We start from the raw sequence: 23,889 nt of genomic DNA, 5'->3' as shown, positions 1-23,889 counted from the left end.
CTTATCAAGGGGGGACTAAGGGGGGATCGGCACCCCCCTTATCAAGGGGGGACTAAGGGGGGATCGGCACCCCCCTTATCAAGGGGGGACTAAGGGGGGATCGGCACCCCCCTTATCAAGGGGGGACTAAGGGGGGATCGAACCTAAAATCCATTTTTAATTTAATTATAACCAGCTACAATTATTAAGGATTTTGATGCCAAACAACCTCAACCCGAACCAGCTTCACCGAGGGAAGTATTATTACACTTAATGTCAGCTAACAACATGAAACAAGCTGATTTAGTTGGTAAAATTGGTTCTAAGGGTGTGGTTTCAGAAATTGTTAAAGGCAAGCGATCAATTAGTAAAGCTCAAGGGAAAATTTTAGGAGAGACTTTCAATGTTTCCCCCAGTGTATTCATTTAATTCTTTATTAGTTGTTAATGAAAACAACCGTCATTGTTCCCCCGATTAAATGTCAAGGTATCAAAACTAAACTGGTATCATCAATCAAAAGTTTAGCGGATCAGCAAAACTTTGATCGCTGGATAGAAACCTTTTGTGGCCTGGAGTTGGTAGCTTTTAATTTATACGAAATCCAGTTATTAAAAACTGATTATTTATTGCCTCTCCTGATATGTAGCCTATACTCAACGGATTTAGTATTATTTGCATAAGACTCCTAGGGGTGTGTAGGGACATGATGCGAAGCTAGTAGCAGCCTTGTGCATTCATGACTCTACACCTATTGGGACCTTCGTCAGGCACTAACAATAAGGCTGACTTTTAGGCAAAAACGCGAGCATCCCGAGGACGAACATAAACTTGTTCCCCGACCTTGAGATGCAATTGATCCAGTTGTTCTCGATTCAGATGGGCAATCAGGAGAGAGCGATCGGGTAGAATTAATTCCACATCGATGGCCCAACCCAGATGGATAATGCGCTCGACTTTTGCCGCAATACTAGACCCATTGGGAGAAGAGAGAATTTCCAGGTCGTGGGGACGAATAAAAATCTTGACTCCGTTAGTACCCCCCCCAAGCTGCTCGAACAGTGCAGCCGAGGTCGGTGGTAAAACATTCACCCGGCCGATAAAACTCATCACAAAAGCAGAGGCAGGATGATCGTACACCTGATCGGGAGTCCCCACCTGTTCGATTTTACCCTCATTGAAAATTACGATCTCGTCGGCCACTTCCATGGCTTCCTCTTGGTCGTGGGTGACAAAAACACTGGTGACATGGACTTCCTCGTGTAACTGTCGCAACCAAACCCGCAGCTCTTTTCTAACTTTGGCATCCAAGGCCCCAAAAGGCTCATCTAATAATAATACTTCCGGTTCTACCGCTAAGGCCCGGGCCAGGGCAACCCGTTGACGTTGACCCCCGGATAGTTGGGCCGGATAGCGATCGCCTAATCCCTGCAATTGAATTAAACTCAAGAGACTGTCCACTCGTTTTTGAATGTAGTCGGGGGTAGCTTTGCGGATATTTAAACCGAAAGCGATATTCTGACGCACCGTCAGGTGTTTAAAAAGCGCATAATGCTGAAAAACAAAGCCAATATTCCTTTTTCTGACATTTAAATGGGTTGTGTCTTTGCCGTTGATGATAATTTTGCCTGTGTCGGGGGGTTCTAATCCTGCGATCGCTCTCAGGAGGGTGGTTTTTCCCGAACCGGACGGCCCCAGCAGTGCCACCAGACGATTCGATTTGATCTCTAGGTTGATGTGGTCTAAAGCGGTAAAGGTGCCGAATTTTTTCGATACTTGCTCGATGATGATACTCACGGTAGCTAATCCTCTGGCAAAAAAATGTATAGGGTTTGACCGTATTTTAACTACAATTCAATCTCAATCGTATTAAAATACAATTACATTTTACAATATAGCGAAAAAATTAAGTTTCGATTCGGGAGATTACTGGTTATAAACCGAGACTAAAAAGATTAAACAGCGATAAAAGCTTACTATTACTCTTTTTTACTCTTTTAGTCGGTTCTAAAGGCTTAATTAACTAATTTTGTCCCTTAACTACCAGAAACACACCGGAGAAAAGAGACGACTGAGGCAAAAATGGACTATTCTTTATTGACAATATTTAGCTTTTTTATCGGAATTATCGTGGGATTAACGGGAATTGGCGGTTCATCCTTGATTACACCCCTATTGATCTTTGTATTTCAGGTTCCCGCTACCACCGCAGTGGGTTCCGATGTGGTAGCGGCCGGATTGATGAAAGTGGTCGGCACCGTTCGTCACTGGCAACAGCAAACGATCGAGTTAGAAGTGGTAAAATGGCTAGTAATTGGCAGTGTACCCGGTTCTCTGTTAGGATTAGTCGGTTTTCGCTATTTTCAGCAGAATAGCTCCCTCAATCTCGATCAATGGTTGCCTCCTATCATCGGTCTTGTCTTGATGATCGTGACTGTCCTAGCGGCCCTAGAACTACTAATCTCCTTATTTTTTCCCGATTTGTCCCCTTGGTCCTGGCCAAAATTAGATTTAACCACTCGCTCCGGTCAGATAAAAACAACGATATTAGGGGCAGTTTTAGGCTATTTGGTCGGTTTAACCAGTATTTCCAGTGGTTCCTTATTTGCATTGGTCTTGATGACCTTTTTTCACCTTGATTCTCGCAAATTAGTCGGCACAGATCTATCGCAAGCGTCCATCCTCTTAACCTGTACTTCCATTGGTCATCTGGGATTAGGAACGGTAGATTGGAATCTGGTACTTCCTATCTGGTTGGGTGGAATACCGGGGGTGGTAGTGGGAGCAAGATTATCGGAATATTTCCCCAAAAATGCCCTAAAAATACTGCTTTATACTATTCTAGTCACGGTCAGTTGGCGCTTACTCCAACCCACCTAACCCCCATAGTTCACTCGAAAGTCATCATACTACCCATCAACAGATCGGGACTGGTGGCGACAAAATAGATAATTCCCGCACCGAGAATAACGATCGCTAAACTAAATAGTACCACCCATCGATCGGCTGGTTCATAGGTATCTTCATCTATATCTCGTCTGACTGTAAAATAATGGGCTGTGGTCAAAAATACGGTCAATAAACCCACTAAAGCAAACATTAAGCCTAATTTCCAACCATAACCGGGCCGGGGAACCAGAGGAGGATGAAAGGCCCGTAAACGCAGGATAACCATACCAAAACCCATTAATGCGATCGCTGTTCGCATCCAAGACAGATAGGTGCGTTCATTGGCCAGATGATCGCGGACTCGATTGGGATTGACTTTTTTCGGTGTAATGCTGGTCTTGCTTTCCGTCACTGGCGATTTGAGAAAAAATAACATGATCGAGATGGCTAGGGGTCGGTTTCAAGTTGACCGCTTGATAAGATGATGTTATTCTATGGCACTTGAGTTATAGATGGTATGGAAAAAATCTAAAATATATTTTTAGATGTATTTGTATTGAATCAAAAATCAAATAGAGTTTGCTCAATAAATCTAAAAACCTTGTTGGGTAAGACTTTTAGACTTTTTGTCAACCAAAAAGTACCAGATTGGGGAGTGATCGGGGGGAAAATGCAGGTACTTTTTCCCTGAAAATTAGGTAATTGACCCCCTCAAAATCGCTAAAACCCTACACCCTACACCCTACACCCTACACCCTGCCCCCACCGAAAAACTTTTTGCCGCAAACCCTAAATAGATTCTGCTTGTTGCTGGAAAAGCGCCCATCCATAGCTTAAGGATAGGGCCAAGAAAGCGAGGGGAAGACTTTCCTTGATTATAAACACACCCAAACCGATCAACACACAGGGGACAAAGTGGCTGCCGTGACTGGTAATTAAATTAGCGATCGCCGGTAATTGGGTTAACTGATGAGCAGTAAAACACCAAACACCCACCAAGATCAGAAAAACGCTGACGATAGTGACTAAATTTTGCCAAGTATTACTAGCAAACAGAGGCAGATAAATCCCTATATTATCACTGCCATTGGCGATGGTAATTGCCGCCACAGCGCCGGTTTGAGGGGAAAACCAGGCCGCCAAGGGAAAATAAGGTGCTGATTCTACAGCGACCTCCACATTATTATCCGTCTCGGTTTCTTCTCGCTGCCAGAGACTCCGAATCCCGAAAATCACGGGTAACAGACCGAGAAAACGAATCCACTGAGCCGGAATCAAGAAACTCCCGAAAAAGCCAGTTAAACTCGCCAAAATCAGCAGGATAAAGCCTAAATACTGACCGATAACGATATGACGACGGCGAAAAAGTTTATTGACCTGGGTAAAAAGAATCGTCAAAATCAGGATGTCATCGAGATTAGTGGCAATAAAGGCCGCTATTGCTGTGGATATGGCAGTAATCATGGTGGTCATAGGATTTTTTTCTTAATCGGCTCTTCTGATCTCGATCGCCCTACTTCTACTCTAGAAAGAGCCATTAATAAAATCAAATATTCTTTCTTGTTGATTTAATAAATTAAAATGATGGAAAGACCAATAGAGACGGAAAACCCATTGCCATGGCCAGAATGACCCTAGATCAACTGGAAATCTTTCTAGCGACTGCCGAACATCTCCACTTCACCAAAGCAGCAGAAGCTTTATATATCACCCAACCGGCCGTCAGTGCCGCCATTGCCTCCCTAGAAAATGAATACGGGGTGAAATTATTCCATCGCGTCGGTCGTCACATCGAGATCACGGAAACAGGACGTTTATTGCAATTAGAAGCGCAACGCATTCTCACCCAGGTAACTTTGACAGAAAGGGGATTGGCGGAATTCAACGACTTGCAACGGGGAGAACTACAATTAGGATCGAGTTTGACTATTGGTAACTATTGGCTGCCGGCAAAAATTAGCGATTTTCAGGAGCGCTATCCAGCAATTAAGATCAACTGCACCCTAGCTAATACGGAAGAAATCTGTCTGGGTACGGCTAACGGACGTTTTGACCTAGCATTAATCGAGGGAGAAGTCAAGAGTGATTTAACACATTGTTTAGAACAGGAGATCGTCGGCAGCGATCGCTTATTAATCATTGTCGGACGTTCTCATCCCTGGTATAAAAGAGAAGCGATCGAATTACCCGAATTAGTGGAAACCCCTTGGGTAATGCGAGAATCAGGATCGGGAACTCAACAAAGATTCGAGGAAGCTTTACAGAATTGGGGCATCGATTTACGCACATTAAAGGTGACTTTGCTGTTAAATACGGGGGAAATGGTGAAAGCAATCATCGAGAATAGTTTGGCAGCGGCCGGCATTTCCGAATTAATGGTTCAAAAGGAATTAGAATTAGGCACATTGCGATCGATTCGAGTCATCGATACTTCCAGTTCATACCCTCGTTATCTCGAATTTATGCGCCCTTTTTTAAAAATAAAACACCGTCAGCGCTTTCAACCCCGGGTCTGTCAAGTTTTCGAGCAGATGTTGTAATCTGATAGCAATCACCGAAAATTAACTAGAGCAAAAATAAAGATATGTAGGGGAAATTATTTTTGGCAAAAGAGATGGGGAACGAGGTAATATAAATCTCTCCTTTTAACTCTCAAAAATTGTCATCTATAATATTTTTAGCCGACAAGTTCTTGGGCTTTCTGAGAAAGAACCTCATCCATCCAAGCATTGATACTTTTACCTTTTTTAGTTGCTGCTAAATAGATTTTACGATGAATTTCGGGGGTTGTTTGATAAGGTAGCTTTCCTGAAAAAGGTTGATCGGGTTCTTCTCCTAATTCTTGGCAAAATTCTAGATAGTCATCAACAGATTCATGAAAACACTGTACAGCTTCTTCAATAGTTTTGCCGTGAAAAGTAATCACATCTTTAATGTCAATGACGATTCCAGAGATCAGATTATCGTCAAAGTCAATTTCAAATTTACCTGTATATCCTTTATAAGTTGTGGTGTACATAGTTTTTGTTTCTCTCAATAAATAATCAATAATTGAGGCAATTAAATGATATTAGCATTTTCTAAAAAGAGGCGTATATCCTTGTCTGAATTGCATTCAGAACTCGCTGTTGCTTTTTGTTCATTGAGTAAGGTTCAGTAACTTTTTTTCGTATTATATCAGTATTTTTAGAAAAAGGAAGACTCTCCACGGTATTATTTAATCTATTAATAGGATTGGTTTGAACCCTTTACTTGTAATGCTGATTCTTTTTTCACTCTCTCCCTTCAATAATTTTAATTTCTTCCTCGCTTAATCCATAGAGTTTATAAACAATTATATCGATTAATTCATCGGTGGCGCTTAATTGTTGTTTTAGGGGTAAAAGTTTATCTAGACTGGTTTGATATTCTTTTTCTAGGGTTTCCTGTATTTGACGATCTAGCAAGTTAACGGTAATTTTCTTTTTGTTCTTTTTCAGTATCTCCCACAGTTGATCGCAGCTAAGATGAGGTTCGCTTTTTTGGTAGTCACCGAGATAGTTTTGGATTTTTGATTTGTTGGTTAAATTATCGATCGCACTACCGATTATTCTCTCTAAATATCTTAAAAAGCTTTTGATTTCTTTTTGTTTTTCCCGATTTATCTCGATCATCTGTTCTGCTAAGTAGGCCAGAATATCATGGACTATATCGGTTTCTTCTCTCCTAATATGTTCCTCGATTTCTTTTAATATTTCTTGCTTTTCTTGATAACTTTTGATAAGTTTCTCTAAACTCTGTTGACGGCGATCGCTTTTGGTGTTAAAAGATATTTTTCGGATGGGGATGTTCTCCATGTATTGACCAAAAAATCTTAATCTACCTTGCTTCTCTGTATCCCCCAATACAGCACTGTTTTGAGACATATAAAAGAAAATTAAGCTGGAATTTAAAAGAGCTAGTAAATAATAACTTTGGCTAGGAATTAAATAGGTAGTATTAATTGAGTAAAAGCCATTATTATCTAAAGTAAAGCGCGATTCTTTAGCAATATCTGGATATATAATTTTAGGTTTTTCAAAAATATCGTAATAAGTGCAAGGTCTTAATTCCCACCAAAACTGTCCTTGATCACATCGTTTTCTAGCTTTTTCTGCAAAACCCTCAAGATGTTTAGTAAGAGAAGGGTATAATGAAGAAAGATAATTCCAAGCTAATTTTTCCTGATCTGTATCTATTTTTTGTTTTGTCCATCCCCAGGGAATCAATAATAAATATAAGTCCCGATTCTTGATTTCATATTTCCTTAAATCATCTCCTACTATTAAAGACTTGATAAATTGTTGATTGTTTGGGTCGGTTTTTACTAAATATTCTTTGATATTTTTGTCAATCACAAATGCTTCGTTACATCCTGTTATTATTCCACGATAAATCTGATTGTTTACATATTCACTCAGAAAAACAGCTTTTTTTTGTAATTTTTCGACAATTGTAGCAATCTGATTTTTAGCTAACGACCAACCTTCCACAGACAAGCTATTTTCACATACATAATATGACAGATCATTAATCACATCAATTAAACTATTGAATTTGAGAGACTTAATCTTTGATACTAAAACATTTTGTTGACCTACAATATTATTTTCAATCAGTAGAATAGATGGAAAAGTTGCCGCTTCCGAAAAAACAGGCAATTCTCCAAAATCGATAATTTCTTTTATAGTTGTTTGCTGGGTTAGAAATTGTCTTAATTTCGTTCCATAATTAGCACGCATAAATTTATTTGATATAATCAAACCCAAGTGACCTCCTTGCTGTAAGGATAGTAACCCCATTTCGACAAAATAAACGTATAAATCGGCAACTCCATGAAAAGATTGATAATTTTCTTTTAGAAAGGGTTTAATATCTTTTAATCCTTCTTGTCGAACATAAGGAGGATTACCAATTACTGCATCAAAACCGGGGTTATCCTTCCAAGAAGCGGAATCAAGATCGATAAAAACTTCAGGAAATTCCAGATCCCAATGAAAAAAGCGCTTACTTTTATATAAACTAGCTGCTTGGTCTAAAATTCCTTGATCTGAACGGGGTAACTTATCCCAATTAATTGCCGATATATTGCCACCGTAGCGCTGCAGAAACTCGATAGCAGTTTTAACCCCAAAAAAGCGAGAAAGGAAAACATCTAATAAACGCTTGTAGGGTTTAGCTTGACTATCAAAATCACGGAATAACTGTTCGCTTGCTTCCACTTCGGCAAAAGTCGCATCGCTGAGGGTACTAATTCCCCGCATAATTTCCGCGGCCCGAAGTAACCCGACAAAAGGGCCAGTTAAAAGAGTTAATTGACCACTTTCTTCCTCAATCATAGCGGCTTCTGCGTCCTTGGCGGTAGTTCCGATCAGAGAGTTCCCACAACGCAAATGATGATCCAAAAAACTCAAAGGTGCGCCCACTGTGAAAGAATGTAACCAGAGACTAACTTTGGCCAATTCTACAGCCATCGGATTGATATCCACCCCATAAATACAGCGCTTCATCACCACTCTCTGTAATAATTGCGTGGGTTCAAGGGTGGGAGAATCGAGAATAATTCCCTGTTGTCGGAGATTGTCGATAATGTTTTGTCGGGTGGTTTCCAACATGGTTAAAACGGGATTATTTTCGGGATAAAGATTGAGAATCTGGATTAACTCATCGGTGAGATAGTCCACTGCTTCTACTAAAAAATGTCCGCTTCCCATGGCGGGGTCACAGAGTTTAAGATCAAGTAAGGTGGTGATCGCTTTTTTTTCTAAGCGTTGTAGCTCTTTTTCTAATCCCTGCTGACTGAGATTTCCTAAACGTCTATCGCTGCTTTCTTGTCTTCGGGTGGCGATTTCTGTCATCACATCCCCGAACTGTCGCGCTCTTTGCTCTAAAATTGGTTTGAGGGTATGACTGACAATATATTTAACAATGTAATCGGGAGTGTAATAGGAACCGGTGGCTTTTCTTTCTCCCCGATCATTTTCCAGATGCACCGATTCCCCCTCAATCACGATGCGATATTCCAGTAATCCTTCGTAAATTGATCCTAACTGTCGCACACCTAAAAAACTATAGTCGATCGGCTGTCCCTCAAAACGTGCTAACTTGTCTAGGATGGGCGCTAAAACCGCATCGGATAACTTATATTGACCGAGAAAACAATTCACCCGGCCTTCTTCCATGTCAAATAAACCCCCGTTGTAACGAGGTACGGCTAAATTAGCATCCCCTCGATCGACAATGCGAAATAAACTGAGGAGAGTATCGTATATTCCCGTCGAGGTGCCACTAAAGACCTGCTGACGATCGATTTTAACGGCAATTTCTCGCGTCTTTTGCAATAAGCTGTAATCGCGATAGTCTCCCCTCACCGGCAGCAAGTCCCGCGCTTCTGCGTAGAGCAGAAATAATAATTTATACAGCAGGGATAAACTCGCCTCATACAATAAATCTGGCTGTATGTCTGTATTTAATGATACAAAACCTTGAGAAATATCGGGAAAAATGCGATCGAAGACTAACTCTTTTAACTCGTTACCCACTCTGGTGGCATAGGTGGTACTCCCCTCCCGGACCCGTTCAAGGAAATTCTGACCGTGAATATCCTTAATAAAAGCCTCTTGACGGAAAAATAACCAGAAATACCGAAATTTTTGCCGGTCTCCCCCTTCTAATAGTTCCATCAAGTCCACTAGATAAAATTCCGTGGCTGTGGAGGACGCTTGACGATAATATAAGCGCCATTCTCGACCATTAGTGAGAATACCCCAATCTACTCCCGTCCCCGTGAGATAATTGGTGATCTGAAAGGAAGGATTACTATTTTTCCAGATATCTCGCTGATCATTCTTAGAAACGTCACTAAGAGAACGTTGCCAGTATTTGGCCTCAGCGATCGCTAAAACTTGACTATAAAAGGCTCTTTCATTATTCTGGAGAGCATAGGCTTGATAACGGTCATTTTCTGTGGCAAATAGGGCATAATCTGGCCTTTCTGACCTTCCTTTTCCCCTACTGCTTACTTGCGGTATATAACTAAAACCGAGAATTTCTAGAATCGGTTGTATTAATTCTGCTTCCGTTTGCGCTTCGTTAAGAGTCGGCAAAATCGCCTTTTTTTGTTGATAAAGACTCTCTAAGCGGCCAAATGCCACGGATACATCCTCTTGCCATTCCCCAGAATCCGGCAGCCGATGCTCAAGATAGTGTTGAGAAAAAAGTGGTTTATTGCCCGTTTGTCCTGACATGGCCGATTATCCTAACATTGAGGGTATCTAGCCTAAAAATGAAGGGTTCGCAGGCAGGCACGGATTCCCATTATACAAAAAGTATATGTCAAGTCTCCGATTTTGTCAAGGGTTTTGGCCAAAAAAAATCGCCTCTGGGAGGTGGGGGTGAAAGGTATCACCCCAGAGAAATAATTAAACGCCAAAAGACTTACCACAGCCACAGGTTTGACTGGCGTTGGGATTAGTGAATTGGAAACCGCCGCCGATCATCGCGTTGCTGTAATCTAACATGAGACCATAGAGATAGAGCAGACTTTTTTTATCAGAGACAATTTTGAAGCCATCGTAATCGAAAACCTCATCTTGGGGGCCAATATTGCTAGGATGCTCAAAATCCATCATATAGGACATTCCCGAACAACCACCCTGACGCACACCCACGCGCAGACATAAATCCTTGCCCTGTTGCTCTTTGAGCATGGTAAGGTGTTTGAGGGCAGCCTCACTGAGTAAAATTCCTTTTCCTTGAATCTGAGTAGCTTGTGTCATCTTTAGCAGGAACTCCTAAACGCAGTTGAAGGGGACATATAAAACTTTACCTTCTCCTATCCATCTTAACGATAGTTGAGGGCTGATGACTGGATTACTGTTTACTTTTCCCAGTCTCGCAGGAGTTATAGGGCAAAAAAAGCAAAAAACTGGGATTATTAATTAAATAGGGTTGCCAGAGACGACTAGATTCTTGAAACAAACCCTAGAGCCATTCTCAGCCGATTTTCATCACCCAACGGACAGGACAGCGCTGCCTTGGGGATGCCGAAAAAGCAGCCAGAAAATATCCAAAGAAATTCACTTTTCTAAGCGGAGATTAGCGCCGCTGCTATCGGTGCGATAAACCCAAGTTTTTTGGTTATCAGTCAGAATAATTCGCCATCCTTGCACCAGTGCTTGAGTACAAAATTCTCCCGGTTTAGCTAATCCTAAACAACCATCGGGCCAAGTTTGTGGTTGTGCTGCTTGAATTTGCAAGCGATTAACCGATATCTTGGTTTTCCGACTCAAATCTTGACGGGCAGCCGCGATGACTGAATTAGGTGGCTCAGGAGATGCTAAACTGGGTGGCGCTAAGAGGAGAGAAAGCAGACTCATTAGCATTAGAGTGCCAGTTGCTCCCTGAATAATTCTCGTTTTACCGATTTCTACTTGCTGGCTCTGGCTAAAATTTTTTCTAGATATCATCTTTAGTGCTGCCTCTTTCCGGGGGTGATAGTCTGATCAAATTTTCCTTTTTATTGTCAGTATAACCGATACTATGTTCCCTCTCTGGTTTTCGAGTAGAAGCAGCAGTCACTCTCGGTTTTCGTTGTCATCTCCTGAAAACTTCCGTCTCTTTAAGGGGCGATGGCGATTAAAATAGATGAGGATGAACTATCTTAGATGGATGGGCTTATGTTATCTTTTTTCCTCCGTTGGTTGATTACCGCCGTCTCTTTATTGATTACAGCGCGAATAGTACCAGGTATAGAAATTAAAGATTTTACCGTGGCTTTGATAGCTGCTGTCGCTTTGGGTTTAATTAATGCTATTATTAGACCCCTGTTGATTCTTTTTACCCTGCCTTTAACTATTTTGACCCTAGGGTTATTTATTTTTGTGGTCAATGCCATTTCCTTTTCTTTAGCCTCCTATTTTATCCGTGGCTTTGAGGTAAAATCATTTTTTGCCGCTTTATTCGGTTCGATCGTGGTTTCGATCATTTCAGGAGTTTTAAATGGCATTTTCGTTGACTAAAGTGGGCAATAATTCGGTTGTTTAAAACAGCTTGGCTTACTCTGATTGATTAATTTCTGATCGAGAGACGTTGCTATAATCAACGTCTCTCTATTTTTTTTGAGGATGAGTAAATCTCTACTGATTTGCTGTGGCTTTTGTCGTTAAAAATCAGGAAAATTTAATCCCAAGATTTCCATCTCAAGCAGCCAGAGCAAGTTCAATTACTGTTAAAATAAATGGAATTGTTGAGCTAAGTAGATTAACTAATCTCCAGTCAGTTTTTCTTGATTCCCCCCCACCCTACACCCTGATCACTAAAAATCGATGAACCAATTAAACTTAGAAGTTGCGGGAAAAAAAGAACGTTTAGATGCTTGGATGGGGTCACAATTGCCCGATTTATCGAGATCTAGGCTGCAAAAATTGATAGAACAGGGATACATACAGTTAAACGGTCAAATTTGCACTAATAAAAATACTAAAGTTGGTCAAGGTGATCACTTAAAGATTACCATTCCCGACAGTCAACCCCTCGAATTAACCGCCGAGGCGATCGAGCTTGATATTCTTTACGAAGACGAATATCTGATTATCATCAATAAACCTGCCGATTTAGTGGTTCATCCGGCCCCCGGCCACGAATCGGGAACCTTGGTCAACGCTTTACTGCATCACTGCCCGAATTTAGCCGGAATCGGTGGAATTCAACGCCCCGGCATAGTCCACCGCTTAGATAAGGATACCACGGGTGCGATCGTTATTGCCAAAACCGACCAGGCCCATCAACACCTACAGGCACAATTAAAAACCAAAACTGCCCGTCGGGAATACATGGCCCTCGTCCATGGTGTCCCCAAAAGCGAAACAGGTACAATTGATCTGCCCATCGGTCGTCACCGCAGCGATCGCCAAAAGATGGCTATTATTGCCGTGGAAAAAGGCGGTAGAAATGCCGTCACCCACTGGCAAGTCAAGGAAAGACTAGGCAACTACACCTTAATGGAATTTCGCCTAGAAACTGGCAGAACTCATCAAATTCGCGTTCATAGCAGCCATATCGGTCATCCGATTCTTGGGGATCCCCTTTATAGTTCCGGTCGTTCCATCGGGATTAATCTACCCGGGCAGTTACTCCACGCCCATCGTTTAATCTTAATACATCCGGTCACGGGAGAGAGCCTAGAAGCGATCGCTCCCTTACCCGCTATTTTCCCGAAAGTTTTAGCTATTTTACGGCAGAGAAACCCCTAGCGCACAAATTGCGGCATAATCTCTGCTGCTGTCCATAATCCGTAGATACCGCGACGATGCAGGGAAACCCCCGCTTTCAGATAACCGAAAGCTGGCCCGCAGACATTAGCCGCCATACTGGTTTCATCACCTAAAGTGAAGGTATGGGTGGAAATTTTGCCTTCAAAAGTCCGCCCCGTGACTTTAACATTGGTACTTAAGGGCTTTTTCGGGTTGCGCGTATCCACCACACCCCCGACGGAAACCCGATCGCGTCCACAAATTCCGGCTAATTCCAGCATAATATCGTCTGCGTGTTCCATATTTTCGAGGCTGAGAATGCCATTGGTTTTATTTAACAGCATTTCCACTTCCGCATCACTCATCCGGTGGGCCGTTTCTGGGTTGTAACTGGGTAAATGGGCGATATCTTCGCGAATAGTGGCACGATAAGCCTCCCAGTTGGCAATTCCCACGCCGAAGGTAATTTTAACGCTATGAATCTCTGCATAACTCTGGGCAGCTAGGGCAGCGGCCGCAGTTAACAGTCCGGGGGTAGCACCGCAGCCGGTCATGTAGGTGATGCCGGCGGCTTCTAGGTCTGCTTGTAGTGCTAATATTTGTTCCATGGCGCTGGTACGTTTGAGAGCATCGACTAAAACTCCGCGCCAACCTAAGCGAATGAAAGTTTTAGCGATATCGGCCATGAAATTGTTAGGTAAATTCGGTAAGGCGAGAAAATAGCCTTCTACGTCGGCAGTTTTGATTAATTCCTCGATACTGTTCTCGCTGAGACTGCCGTAATTTTCCAGATAACCGATCGAACCCCGGTCATGATAAATTTTGTTACAGGTATTGACATCTAGACCATCTTTGTGGTATGCAAAACCGGCTTTATCGGCGGCGGCAGTCCAAAGCATTTCCTGTTTGGGGGCGAGAATTCTAGCGGCAGCCTGTCCCAAACCACCAAAACCTAAAACACCGATCCGAAGGCGATCGCTGGCTATTTGTTTATTCATATTTGTTCTGATTCCTATAGACAAAATTCTATGATCTCGGCGGTCGTGGTTCGCCGTTGCATCTCCTTTATTTTCAATTTATCGCTTCAGGTCGTCTTTTTTGTGTACTTTTGTTAAATTATGCCCTCCGGGGACAGGTTCGCCCTTGACGATGAAGAAAAGTTACGCGAAACTTACAAAAAATGAAAGTGGTTGGCCGAGATAATATAAAGTTTTGCTAAAATTTTAACCAGATTGCTACGATTAGCAAACTATCGTAAATTAAAACGATAGGGAGCTTTGCAAACCCCAGATCACGCCGAGAAGACCTATGAGCATGGAAAGCCTAGAGTTTATCATCTATCCCGATGGTCGCGTCATGGAAAAGGTGACAGGCATAGTCGGTTCATCTTGTCAAGAGGTGACGGCGGCGATCGAGGCACAACTCGGGCAGCTGATGTCTCAAGAGAAAACCTCGGATTATTACCATCAAACCGTCAGCCAGTCAGAGAAAGTCAGCAACGCAGCCACTTTTAGCGACTGGTAATTTTTCATCTTTCCCAATCCCTTTATTTAAGCCACTGAAAAACCATGTCACACTTTAGCAATATCAAAACCAAAATCCGCGATCTATCCTACCTAAAAGCCGCCCTCAGCGATATGGGGATGGAATGGAAAGAGGGTTCCCACCCCGTCAAAGGTTATCAAGGTCAAACTTTAACCGCAGAGGTGGTAATCGAGCAAGATAACAATTACGATATCGGTTTTCGCTGGAATGGTAACGAGTACGAGTTGGTTGCCGATTTGCAATACTGGCAACAACCCCTAACCGTAGAAGGATTTTTAAGAAAAGTAAATCAAGGTTATGCCTACCACACCATTCTGGCAGAAACTGCTAAACAGGGTTTTCAGGTGGCAGCACAGGAAAAAAATACTGATGGTTCTATTCGTCTAGTGGTACAACGTTGGAGCGCCTAATGGCTGATTTTTCTCCCGAACGCTCTGGTTTTGAACCAGAGTTAGGGGGATTCCTGAGAGATTCCCCCGATCGCACTGGTTTTGAACCGGAATTGGGTGGTTTACTGCGCCAGAAAGCGGTTTACGTCGATGAGGTCACTTGTATCGGTTGTAAACACTGCGCCCACGTTGCCCCCAATACCTTTTTTATTGAAGGCGAATACGGTCGCTCTCGCGTCTATAATCAGGACGGTGACGAAGAAGAAATTATTCAAGAAGCGATCGAGACTTGTCCGGTTAACTGTATTCACTGGGTTAATTATAATAATTTGCAATTCCTTGAGGAAGAACGCAAACATCAAGTGATTAAACAGTTAGGTTTTCCTCAGATTCACAAGAAATTTAGCCCCGCAGATTTAGATATCTAGGGTGGATAGGTACAGCCTCATCCACCCATTATTTCCTAGAAGTCAAGGCAGCGGTTCTCGATCGAATCTGCTACAGTTCTTAAATAGACATCTCCAAAAATTATAACCCAGTCACAGCTTGCTTTTAGTTTATATACTAACTAAGCAGTTCGATGGCTGGAATGTATATCTATCGTTGCTAATTCAATTTTACTGAAAAAATATGAGGCAATTAAAATAATTTTTATTCGGATAGATTCCTTAACTAAAAAGACTTTTAGTCTTGAGATAATATTAGGTCGAGGTCTAATGAATATCCAACTGATTGATTCTCTCGCGCGAATAATTCTCTCTCTCTCCGAGGAAGAAAGAGAGTTACTGAATCGAAAAATTGAGAGCGAACAACGGGAAAATTTGCAGATTAACGCTCAAATTTTGGATTTAGAAACCCGTATCAAGCAATACGAAAATCAATATCGCATGAGTTCGGAAGAATTCTATCCTAGATTTCGTTCCGGTGAGCTAGGGGACGCTATGGATTATTTCGAGTGGAATGTTTATTATGAAATGCTATTGGCAGCTAGAAAAGAGATAAGTTTACGATCAAATTAGATGGAGATAGCCGATTATATTCGCAAGGTTAAACGGAAATTATCTGAGAGTTCGATTGTGAACTCTTTCACGATTGTCGATGAAAGAATTTTATTCGATCGAGGCTATTTCCGAGCAATAGTCCTTCGATTTCAAGACAACAACTGTATAAGATTGAACCACTGAGATAAATCATGAATCCTAGAGTTAAAGAAGTTATCCCTTTGCCCAACTATCAATTACAACTCATCTTTACTAATGAAGAAAAGAAAATTTATGATTGTTCACCACTGCTCGATTTTGGCATCTTTCAAGAACTTAAAAACAAGCAGTATTTTAATCAAGTAAAAATTTTAGATGGTACGGTAACTTGGCCGAACGAACAAGATATCTGTCCGGATACTCTCTATCTTGACTCCATTTCCCAAACCTAGAACAGTTCGATCGAGGAAACCCAACAACAAAAGTAACGCTCCCACTGATCAGATTTTCTTTCGCTACAGCCTTTCTCAGAAAGATGAGGTTAGTTATTGTTGCTAAAATACTTGATGAGTAAGGATTAGTCTGTACTTCATCTCTAGGAGAAAGAATGAGAAATTTTCTATTTACCCAGTGATTGCTGTGGGGAGGGAAAAGTTAGAGGCAATCGGGGCAAAATGATAAGTATTTTATATGCAAATACCTTCAATACTTAAAAATATTTAAATTTACAATTAGTAATATTTATTTTTACTCAAGAATTTATTGAGAATAATTTCTATTTATTTACGAGGTGGCAATACTTCCAGCGATTCTGGTATAATTTCGCATTATGCTATGGTGGAGTTTTTTGTGCTTTTTTGAAGTTCTCAAGTTCTAGCTTGCCTTGAAACCATTGCTAAATCTAGACTTTTCCTTTTAGCCAAACCAAACACTTCCGCTAATTCTCCCTTTTTTCCCGAACAACGTTGATCTAATTTTTGTGTAGTTTTGTTGCAAAGTCAAAATTTTTTTGACAAAATGCCCAAATTGTGGTGTGGACGAAATGACGGGATTTAGCATCACCTCTAGCTCCAGTGTTTCCTAAAACCAGAAATTTCGTACCTCACCCTTAAGATAACAGCTAAGTAGGGCTTGTTCAAAAAGGCCTAGGATGGGGTCAGGCAGAAGGCAGGAGTTTAAGGCTTTGTTGCTCTCCTTTTCTCTACCAGTTTGCCTACTACAAGAAGGATAATGCAAGGTTTTTGAAGGTCTCAATCTATTTTCGCAGCATGAACATCGGCTCTTAAAAGGTCAAAAGTCTTATTTTAAAAGAGTTCTACCATTATTTAGCAAGCCCTAATTACTATCATAATATTTCTTCTCAAAAAAAGAGGAGAAAAAAGCAAGTTCTGCCTTTCTCTCCTCCAGTCCAGCGATTAATTAGATTGGAACAGTAGGTAGTAATTTTTAACTACTATTGACTGCCTTAGTAAGCACCGTTATTTTTGGGAAAAACCACAACACCAATAGTTCTAAAGATTACCCATATATCGGTTAACCAGTTGCGCGAATTAACGTAATACACATCCATCTGCACCCGCATGGGATAGGGGATGTCATTACGTCCAGAAACTTGCCATAAACCAGTTAAACCGGGGCGAATAGTTAAAACTTTGTCGATGCGATTGCCATATTTCTGCAATTCTTCGGGAACTAAAGGCCGCGGACCGACGACGCTCATATCTCCCCGCAGGACGTTGAAGAATTGGGGAAACTCGTCTAAACTGGTTAAGCGGAGAAACTTGCCAATCCAAGTTATGCGGGGATCGTCCTTAAGCTTGAAATTATCCTCGAATTCCGCTCGCAGTTGGGGGGAGTCTTCCATCAGTCTCTCTAATACCTTATCCGCGTCCATTACCATAGTACGGAACTTGATACAGTTGAAATGCTGGAAGTTTTGACCGACGCGCTTCTGCATATAGAAGACCGGACCGGGGGAACTAATCGCGATCAATAAGGCTAAGATCAAATAAAGCGGCGAAAAGAAAATTAGAACCGATAGGGAGAAAACGATATCGAATAATCGTTTTGAGGTATCGCCGTCTAAAGCTATTAACCAAGATTTTTGATGCCGTCTACCAGAGACCGAAGGTTTGAACCCTCGCTTCATCAAAGCTTGTAGAGCCTTGACGGAGATAAGTTGGCTATTAGCAGTCATCTTACTCCTTCACATCACACACACCACACAGTACCTATGATAAAGCCACAAGACTGAAAAAACAAGTCTTCGGGCTAATAACTGGCACTGGTCATTTTAGAGCCTTTGTACTGAAAAATCTCTAATTAGGGTTTACTGAAAAAGTTTGTTGCTGGGGTTAGGAGTCAGTAGTTAGAATTCAGGAGTCGGTATTCAGGAGTCAGGAGATTGCTTTTATGGTTCTTCGTTACTTAGTATGGTTCGATAGGGTGGCATAAATGGACTAAATCTTTATCTGGCAAGAGATTTAATTGATTAGTTCGCTCTAGATCGAAAACAATTAACAAAAATCGCCAAATGTCTTTCTCTATAAGAGTTTCATTCCTTATAACCCTGTACGTTGCATAAGACAAACCGAAGAACCGCTTTTATTTATTCTTGCCACTTCCTAATTCATAATTCCTAATTCATAATTCCCGCTCCCCTGCTTCCCGCTTCCCTGCTCTCCTATGCCTTTTAAACAGGATTTAGTAGTATAGGACGCTTTTGAACCACCAAAAATTAATTATGCAAGAGGTTTAATAAAAAATAAAAGAGCATCAGCAAATGATGCTCTTGGTGACTGAATATTTAAGTAGTTACAGCTTTGATCCTAAGGATGAAGTATGCTCTTGTGTGCGCTCGTCTCATCAGTCCTGAATTCTGGCTCCCGAAAACGAAAACTTTATACTTCATCATTTAAGATAAATCCCATACTTAGGCGGTGCGTTTTTTCATACTACCTAGTTCTCGAATGCCTAACCAACCGATCAAACTATAGGAAATCGATAGCAACATACTTTGAATACCAATTCTTAACCACTGTTTCAAAGCCTCCAAGTTGGCTTGGCTTTCTGCCTGTTTTCGCCGCTCTTGCAGCTGAGTTTGTAGCTGATTTTTGATCTCATCTAATTTCTGTTTAAATTCCTTCGGGCTTTTGGATAAATCGCGTAAATTAGTTAATTGCTCTCTTTGTTGACGGAGGGTCTGTAACTGTTCCGTGTTGATCGGTTGTCCTTGGAAACGACCAGTTTCAATCACTTGAGTTCTCTGAGAGATCTCCTGGTCTAATCGTTGGGGATTTTGCGATAGAGTATTTACCTGGGCTAAGAAAGCTTGAATTTGTCCCTCCCCCTGGTCAACACCCTGTTCAATTTGAGTCAAAGCGTTGTTTTTAATCTGGTTGATATTATTGATGTGAACGGGAATCATCAACAGAAAAACTAAACCTAACAGGGTGGAAAAAATAAAGATCGGCCAACGCAATTCAAAGCGGGATTTTCTAGGAATGACATCTTTATTGTTAGCGTCAATCCAGTAAGCGATTAAAACGAGAATGATACCGAGGAGAGGGACAATTCCTCGATCAACAAAGGTGGTGACGAACCCTACCTGCCATTGGGATTGATTGAATTGATAGGGCAGCGGCAGGATAAACCCATCCAAAAGGAAGGAAAGAATGAAAACCAATCCCGTTAATTTCAGGCACAAAGAAGTAAAGCTGTTCATCGCTGTTTCTGTAATGGTATGTCAATGAATAGATTCATTAGTCTGTTTAAAAGTTCTCGCTGGGGATTCGCGGAAGGATTTTGCCGAGAGGCAATCTGACAAACTGCAATTTCTAATTAACTTTCGCTCAGCCCCCCCCGCTAAACCCTACGTTAAATCGTTTTGCTTGTCAACCCCCCTCGAGAATCGACTCTAGAAATATTACCTCAATATGGCATCGGTAAACCTATCCCTGTCAAAGAATAAAATTTTCCCAAGCTCTCAGACGAGGTTTTCCCCCGGATCTCTTACCTAAGACAGAGACTCTCAAAGAATAAAATTTTCCCAAGCTCTCAGATGAGTCCTGAATGGTTAGCCTATAGTAAAGACAGCCCCCTGAGTTGATAACAAAACCCATGCAGAAATTGGTGGAAGTTTTAGCTGATAAACAAGCTCTGATCGCAAAATCTCTGGCGCTGGTTCTCGAAAAAATCACAACCAGCCTCGACCAACAGGACTATTTTACCATCGCTCTGTCCGGCGGTAGTACTCCGAAACCTCTCTACGAAGCCTTATCCTCTCAACCCCTCGATTGGTCAAAAATTCACGTTTTCTGGGGAGATGAACGCTACGTTAGTCCCGATCATCCTGACAGTAATCAACGCATGGCCCGATTAGCATGGCTCGATCGCATACCGATCCCGGCCGCTAATATTCATCCTATGCCCACGGATGACCCCGATCCCCAGCTGGCCGCCCAAAAATACGATGATCATCTCCGCCAATGGTTTGGGGTCAATTCTCCCGATTTTCCCGTTTTTGACCTGATTTTATTGGGAATGGGCGATGATGGTCACACCGCCTCTCTCTTTCCCCACACGGCAGCTTTAACGGTGAGCGATCGCTGTATCACCGTCGGCGAGAAAGACGGCAATCCCCGCTTAACTTTTACCGTTCCCCTGATCAATCAGGCCCGTTGTGTGATCTTTATCGCTGCCGGCGAAAGTAAACGCCCCGCTTTACATGAGATTTTCTCTGCCTATGGTGACTCTTTCTCCTATCCTTCCCGTCTCATCCACCCCCCGGCCGGGGAATTATATTGGTTACTCGATGCGGCGGCCGGTTCCTCGTTTGTCTAGAGAATAGGGGGAATTGGGGGAATTTCAACTAAAACCCTAACACCCCAAAACCCTAACACCCTAACACCCAACCCCTGATCTGCTTTTTTACTTTTTCCTTTTTACTTTTTCCTTAAAAATGATCGTTTGTCCTAATTGCGAACATATTAACCCCGATGAGGCCAGTCAATGCGAGGCCTGTTATACCCCCTTACCGAGGATGTCTTCCTGTCCTAGTTGTGGGGCAACCATCCAAACTGATGCCACCTTTTGCGGTCAGTGTGGCTACAATTTACAGCCTAATTCTGCCCCCATGGTGGCAGCCGAGGCCGAATCGGAATCGGAACCTGAACCCGTCTCACCAGTCTCGACACCCACTGTCGCCTCGATCGCACCTCCTCCTGTTGCTCCTCCACCGGTTCCGGCTGCCACCCGCTTACAGGCGGAAATAGCTAGTCTGCAGCACCTGCAAACCGATAGCAAAATTGAATTACCCCTACATCTATCGGTAATTCATGTCGGCAAACCTAACGATCGCATTCCCCCCGATATCGATGTTTCCGGTTTTCCCGATTCTGATATCGTCTCCCGGGTTCATGCCGATATCCGCGTCGAAGGGGGCATCTATTACCTCGAAGACAGCGGCAGCGCTAACGGAACCTACGTTAATCACACTCCCCTACCCCCCGGCAATCGTCATCGTCTCCGGGCTGGCGATCGCATTTCCCTCGGTAAAGGCGACAAAATGACTTTTATTTGGCAAATGTCTTAAAAGGAGACAGGTTTTAGGGTTTTAGGGTTTTAGGGTTTTAGTTGAATTCCCCCACTACCCCACTTCCCACTTCCCACTCCCCACTCCCCAATTCATAATTCATAATTCATAATTCATAATTCCCACTTCCCCACTGAAAATTATGCGTACAAATTGGCGACTCGGCTCTTTATTGGGCATTCCTCTCTATATTGATTCCTCGTGGTTTTTGATTCTGGCTTTTGTCACCCTGATCAATGCCACCGATGCAGAAATTCAGTCTCTGGCCGCCCAGAGTTTCGGTTTAGCGTGGTTACTTGGTTTAATCATGGCTTTATTGCTGTTTATCTCGGTTTTACTCCACGAATTAGGTCATAGTTTAGTGGCTCGTTGCCAAGGCATCGAGGTCAATTCCATTACCCTGTTTCTTTTTGGGGGTATGGCCTCGATCGAGCGAGAATCGCGGACTCCTCCAGAGGCCCTGCAAGTAGCGATCGCTGGACCGGTCGTTAGTTTTCTCCTGTTTTGTCTCTTATCCCTAGCCAGTCACTTACCCTATTTAAACGCCAATTTAACTTATATATGCGGGCATTTAGCGATAATTAACCTGTTTTTGGCTCTATTTAATCTTATCCCCGGTTTACCCCTCGATGGGGGTCAAATTTTAAAAGCAATGGTCTGGCAAGCGACCGGCGATCGCTGGAAGGGTTTACATTGGGCTGCGATCAGTGGTCAATTCATCGGTTGGTTGGGGATTATTTTAGGGATTTTCTTGGTTCTCTTGACGGCAGATGTGGGGGGTGCCTGGTTAGGATTAATGGGCTGGTTTATCCTCAGAAATGCCAGCGCCTACGATAATTTGACTAATTTACAGGAAAGTCTCCTCAATTTTACAGCGGGAGAGGTGATGAGCAGAAATTTGCGGGTTTTAAACGCCCATCAAACCCTACAGGAATTCGCCCAAGAATACGTTTTAGACCGAGCGGCTGCCAATACTGCTTATTTTGCCGCTTCCGAGGGACGTTATCGGGGATTAATTCGGGTGGAAGATTTACAGGCGATCGAGCGGAGTTTCTGGTCAGAAAAACACCTGCTTGATATTGCCCATCCCCTCGCGGAAATTGCCACTGTTGAGGAAAAAACCCCCTTAGTGACGGTGGTGCAGAAATTGGAAACCATCCCGGACCGCATGATCACGGTGTTAACACCAGCCTCCGCCGTAGCCGGAGTGATCGATCGCGGCGATATCCTCAAGGCAATTGCGATTAAATACCAAATTCCCCTAGAGGAAACGGATATTGAACGCGCTCGCGAGGGAGTTTATCCCAGTTATTTGCCCTTGAATGTCATTGCTGCCGCTCTCGACAAAAGCGAACCGCCAAAAATCGGCGAACCGTCCTTAATGTCCTGACCTAGAGAGGATGAACGGTAATAATCTTGAATATGGCTAATCCGAAAATTTCCTCGCTGGTTAGTCTGCCACAATTTCCCCGTTTCCACATCTAAACAACTTAACCAGCCTTGGCCGTAGGCCCAAGTATCAATACAAATGGCATGGCCGAGATTAATCGGTTTCCCGCTTTTTTGGCTGGTATGGCCGCAAATCATGGTTTTTCCCGAACTATGGGCGGCGGGATATTGAAATTTCTCCCAAAAGAGTTTGTATTCTGGTTGTCTGGCTAGGGGTAGATTGGGATCGAGACCAGCGTGAACAAATAAATGATTTGCAGTTTCGTAGCTATTTATACAGACTTTTCCTAAAAAATCCCAGTGAGATTCGGGAATTTTAATCAGTTGGCCTTCGCTATAGGATTTTAGAGTAGCTTTACCGCCTTTTTCTAACCAGAGACGCTGTTTGAGGGGGTTGTTACGGGCTTGCAGCATGATAATCTCGTGATTACCCTTGAGGGGAATCAAATTTCCCTGTTTGTGTAGGGAAATCAGGCGATCGATCACCCCTTTCGAGTCTCTGCCCTTATTAACGTAATCACCGAGGGTGATTAAAGTATCTTGCGGTTTGGGATTGACGATCTCTAGCAAGTGATCTAGAGCTTTCGAGCAACCATGAATATCGCCGATCGCTAAGGTTCGCATGAGGATTTGGTAGGGGATTAGGGCATAGGTAGGGTTTGCGGCAAAAAGTTTTTCGTGGGGGCAGGGTGTGGGGTGTGGGGTGTAGGGTGTAGGGTTTTACCGATTTTGAGGTGGTCAGTTACCTAATTTTCAGGGAAAAAGTCCAGGAATTTTACCCCCGATCCCTCCAATGG

24 protein-coding genes and 1 pseudogene are annotated in these 23,889 nt (G+C 42.6%); 14 read left to right on the top strand and 11 right to left on the bottom strand.

What is annotated here, in order from left to right; all coding sequences use genetic code 11:
- Positions 1–174 precede the first annotated feature (174 nt).
- Positions 175–408 (top strand): annotated as a pseudogene (locus IM450_RS08380) (helix-turn-helix domain-containing protein); the annotation flags it as partial.
- A 17-nt stretch (positions 409–425) separates the two neighbouring features.
- The gene (locus IM450_RS08375; RefSeq protein WP_002801989.1) at positions 426–659 is read left to right on the top strand and encodes a hypothetical protein; all 234 of its coding nucleotides are present in this window, start codon (positions 426–428) and stop codon (positions 657–659) included.
- A 109-nt stretch (positions 660–768) separates the two neighbouring features.
- Here the strand turns inward: IM450_RS08375 and IM450_RS08370 are convergent, their stop codons facing one another.
- A complete protein-coding gene (locus tag IM450_RS08370; RefSeq protein ID WP_287666111.1) occupies positions 769–1,773 on the bottom strand; it encodes a sulfate/molybdate ABC transporter ATP-binding protein in 1,005 nt (334 codons plus the stop codon).
- A 285-nt stretch (positions 1,774–2,058) separates the two neighbouring features.
- On the opposite strand from IM450_RS08370, the gene IM450_RS08365 reads away from it, so the two are divergent.
- Entirely contained in the window at positions 2,059–2,856 is a 798-nt protein-coding gene (locus IM450_RS08365) for a sulfite exporter TauE/SafE family protein (protein WP_287666109.1), read from the top strand.
- Positions 2,857–2,866: 10 nt separating this feature from the next.
- On the opposite strand, the gene IM450_RS08360 is transcribed toward IM450_RS08365, so the two are convergent.
- Entirely contained in the window at positions 2,867–3,301 is a 435-nt protein-coding gene (locus IM450_RS08360; protein ID WP_061432697.1) for a YidH family protein, read from the bottom strand.
- Positions 3,302–3,654: 353 nt separating this feature from the next.
- On the bottom strand, positions 3,655–4,338 hold the full coding sequence (locus IM450_RS08355; RefSeq protein WP_002801979.1) for a cadmium resistance transporter: 684 nt from the start codon (positions 4,336–4,338) through the stop codon (positions 3,655–3,657).
- Positions 4,339–4,484: 146 nt separating this feature from the next.
- On the opposite strand from IM450_RS08355, the gene IM450_RS08350 reads away from it, so the two are divergent.
- Positions 4,485–5,405, top strand: a complete 921-nt coding sequence (locus IM450_RS08350) for a LysR substrate-binding domain-containing protein (RefSeq protein WP_287688612.1) — start codon at positions 4,485–4,487, stop codon at positions 5,403–5,405.
- Between the two features lie 137 nt (positions 5,406–5,542).
- Here the strand turns inward: IM450_RS08350 and IM450_RS08345 are convergent, their stop codons facing one another.
- The 4 genes from IM450_RS08345 to IM450_RS08330 all read right to left on the bottom strand — a co-directional run bounded on the left by IM450_RS08345 (position 5,543) and on the right by IM450_RS08330 (position 11,351).
- Positions 5,543–5,884 carry a type II toxin-antitoxin system HicB family antitoxin gene (locus tag IM450_RS08345; RefSeq protein WP_002767352.1) on the bottom strand — a complete coding sequence of 114 codons (342 nt, stop codon included), beginning with the start codon at positions 5,882–5,884 and terminating at the stop codon, positions 5,543–5,545.
- Positions 5,885–6,137: 253 nt separating this feature from the next.
- Positions 6,138–10,130 carry an Eco57I restriction-modification methylase domain-containing protein gene (locus tag IM450_RS08340; RefSeq protein ID WP_287666102.1) on the bottom strand — a complete coding sequence of 1,331 codons (3,993 nt, stop codon included), beginning with the start codon at positions 10,128–10,130 and terminating at the stop codon, positions 6,138–6,140.
- A 174-nt stretch (positions 10,131–10,304) separates the two neighbouring features.
- On the bottom strand, positions 10,305–10,661 hold the full coding sequence (locus IM450_RS08335; protein WP_002747572.1) for an iron-sulfur cluster assembly accessory protein: 357 nt from the start codon (positions 10,659–10,661) through the stop codon (positions 10,305–10,307).
- 300 nt (positions 10,662–10,961) lie between these two features.
- On the bottom strand, positions 10,962–11,351 hold the full coding sequence (locus IM450_RS08330; protein WP_002801976.1) for a hypothetical protein: 390 nt from the start codon (positions 11,349–11,351) through the stop codon (positions 10,962–10,964).
- Between the two features lie 210 nt (positions 11,352–11,561).
- Here IM450_RS08330 and IM450_RS08325 point away from each other — a divergent pair, with 210 nt between their 5' ends.
- Both IM450_RS08325 and IM450_RS08320 read left to right on the top strand, forming a co-directional pair.
- A complete protein-coding gene (locus IM450_RS08325; protein ID WP_002762655.1) occupies positions 11,562–11,903 on the top strand; it encodes a phage holin family protein in 342 nt (113 codons plus the stop codon).
- 306 nt (positions 11,904–12,209) lie between these two features.
- Entirely contained in the window at positions 12,210–13,136 is a 927-nt protein-coding gene (locus IM450_RS08320) for an RluA family pseudouridine synthase (protein WP_002801974.1), read from the top strand.
- Here the strand turns inward: IM450_RS08320 and bioU are convergent.
- Complete coding sequence (gene bioU / locus IM450_RS08315; protein WP_287666099.1) at positions 13,133–14,134, bottom strand: (S)-8-amino-7-oxononanoate synthase BioU; 1,002 nt, start codon at positions 14,132–14,134, stop codon at positions 13,133–13,135. The genes IM450_RS08320 and bioU overlap by 4 nt on opposite strands.
- Before the next feature lie 310 nt (positions 14,135–14,444).
- On the opposite strand from bioU, the gene IM450_RS08310 reads away from it, so the two are divergent.
- From IM450_RS08310 to IM450_RS08290, 5 genes are all read left to right on the top strand, one after another.
- The gene (locus tag IM450_RS08310) at positions 14,445–14,660 is read left to right on the top strand and encodes a DUF2997 domain-containing protein (RefSeq protein WP_002752708.1); all 216 of its coding nucleotides are present in this window, start codon (positions 14,445–14,447) and stop codon (positions 14,658–14,660) included.
- Positions 14,661–14,704: 44 nt separating this feature from the next.
- Positions 14,705–15,091: a DUF1257 domain-containing protein gene (locus tag IM450_RS08305; RefSeq protein ID WP_002762644.1), complete on the top strand. Its 387-nt coding sequence runs from the start codon at positions 14,705–14,707 to the stop codon at positions 15,089–15,091.
- A complete protein-coding gene (locus IM450_RS08300; RefSeq protein ID WP_002734255.1) occupies positions 15,091–15,498 on the top strand; it encodes a ferredoxin in 408 nt (135 codons plus the stop codon). Before IM450_RS08305 ends, IM450_RS08300 begins: the two co-directional genes overlap by 1 nt.
- 288 nt (positions 15,499–15,786) lie before the next feature.
- On the top strand, positions 15,787–16,089 hold the full coding sequence (locus tag IM450_RS08295) for a hypothetical protein (protein ID WP_002801972.1): 303 nt from the start codon (positions 15,787–15,789) through the stop codon (positions 16,087–16,089).
- Positions 16,090–16,262: 173 nt separating this feature from the next.
- Positions 16,263–16,502 (top strand): DUF2442 domain-containing protein, encoded by a 240-nt coding sequence (locus IM450_RS08290; RefSeq protein WP_002773190.1) that lies wholly within the window; start codon positions 16,263–16,265, stop codon positions 16,500–16,502.
- 1,013 nt (positions 16,503–17,515) lie between these two features.
- Here the strand turns inward: IM450_RS08290 and IM450_RS08285 are convergent.
- Complete coding sequence (locus IM450_RS08285; RefSeq protein WP_002804603.1) at positions 17,516–18,247, bottom strand: sugar transferase; 732 nt, start codon at positions 18,245–18,247, stop codon at positions 17,516–17,518.
- Between the two features lie 735 nt (positions 18,248–18,982).
- Positions 18,983–19,774 (bottom strand): HpsJ family protein, encoded by a 792-nt coding sequence (locus IM450_RS08280; RefSeq protein ID WP_002801969.1) that lies wholly within the window; start codon positions 19,772–19,774, stop codon positions 18,983–18,985.
- Positions 19,775–20,169: 395 nt separating this feature from the next.
- Here IM450_RS08280 and pgl point away from each other — a divergent pair, with 395 nt between their 5' ends.
- The 3 genes from pgl (at position 20,170) to IM450_RS08265 (ending at position 23,033) form a co-directional block, all read left to right on the top strand.
- On the top strand, positions 20,170–20,892 hold the full coding sequence (gene pgl / locus IM450_RS08275; RefSeq protein WP_002801967.1) for a 6-phosphogluconolactonase: 723 nt from the start codon (positions 20,170–20,172) through the stop codon (positions 20,890–20,892).
- Between the two features lie 118 nt (positions 20,893–21,010).
- On the top strand, positions 21,011–21,643 hold the full coding sequence (locus IM450_RS08270; RefSeq protein ID WP_287666093.1) for an FHA domain-containing protein: 633 nt from the start codon (positions 21,011–21,013) through the stop codon (positions 21,641–21,643).
- A gap of 142 nt (positions 21,644–21,785) precedes the next feature.
- A complete protein-coding gene (locus IM450_RS08265) occupies positions 21,786–23,033 on the top strand; it encodes a site-2 protease family protein (protein WP_002801965.1) in 1,248 nt (415 codons plus the stop codon).
- Here the strand turns inward: IM450_RS08265 and IM450_RS08260 are convergent.
- Entirely contained in the window at positions 22,952–23,716 is a 765-nt protein-coding gene (locus IM450_RS08260) for a metallophosphoesterase family protein (RefSeq protein WP_287666090.1), read from the bottom strand. The genes IM450_RS08265 and IM450_RS08260 overlap by 82 nt on opposite strands.
- Positions 23,717–23,889: the final 173 nt, after the last annotated feature.

This window comes from Microcystis sp. M083S1 (assembly GCF_020246405.1).
Lineage (GTDB): Bacteria > Cyanobacteriota > Cyanobacteriia > Cyanobacteriales > Microcystaceae > Microcystis > Microcystis aeruginosa_C.
Note: the sequence above shows the minus strand (reverse complement) of the source record. Positions and strands in the feature narration are given on the sequence as shown.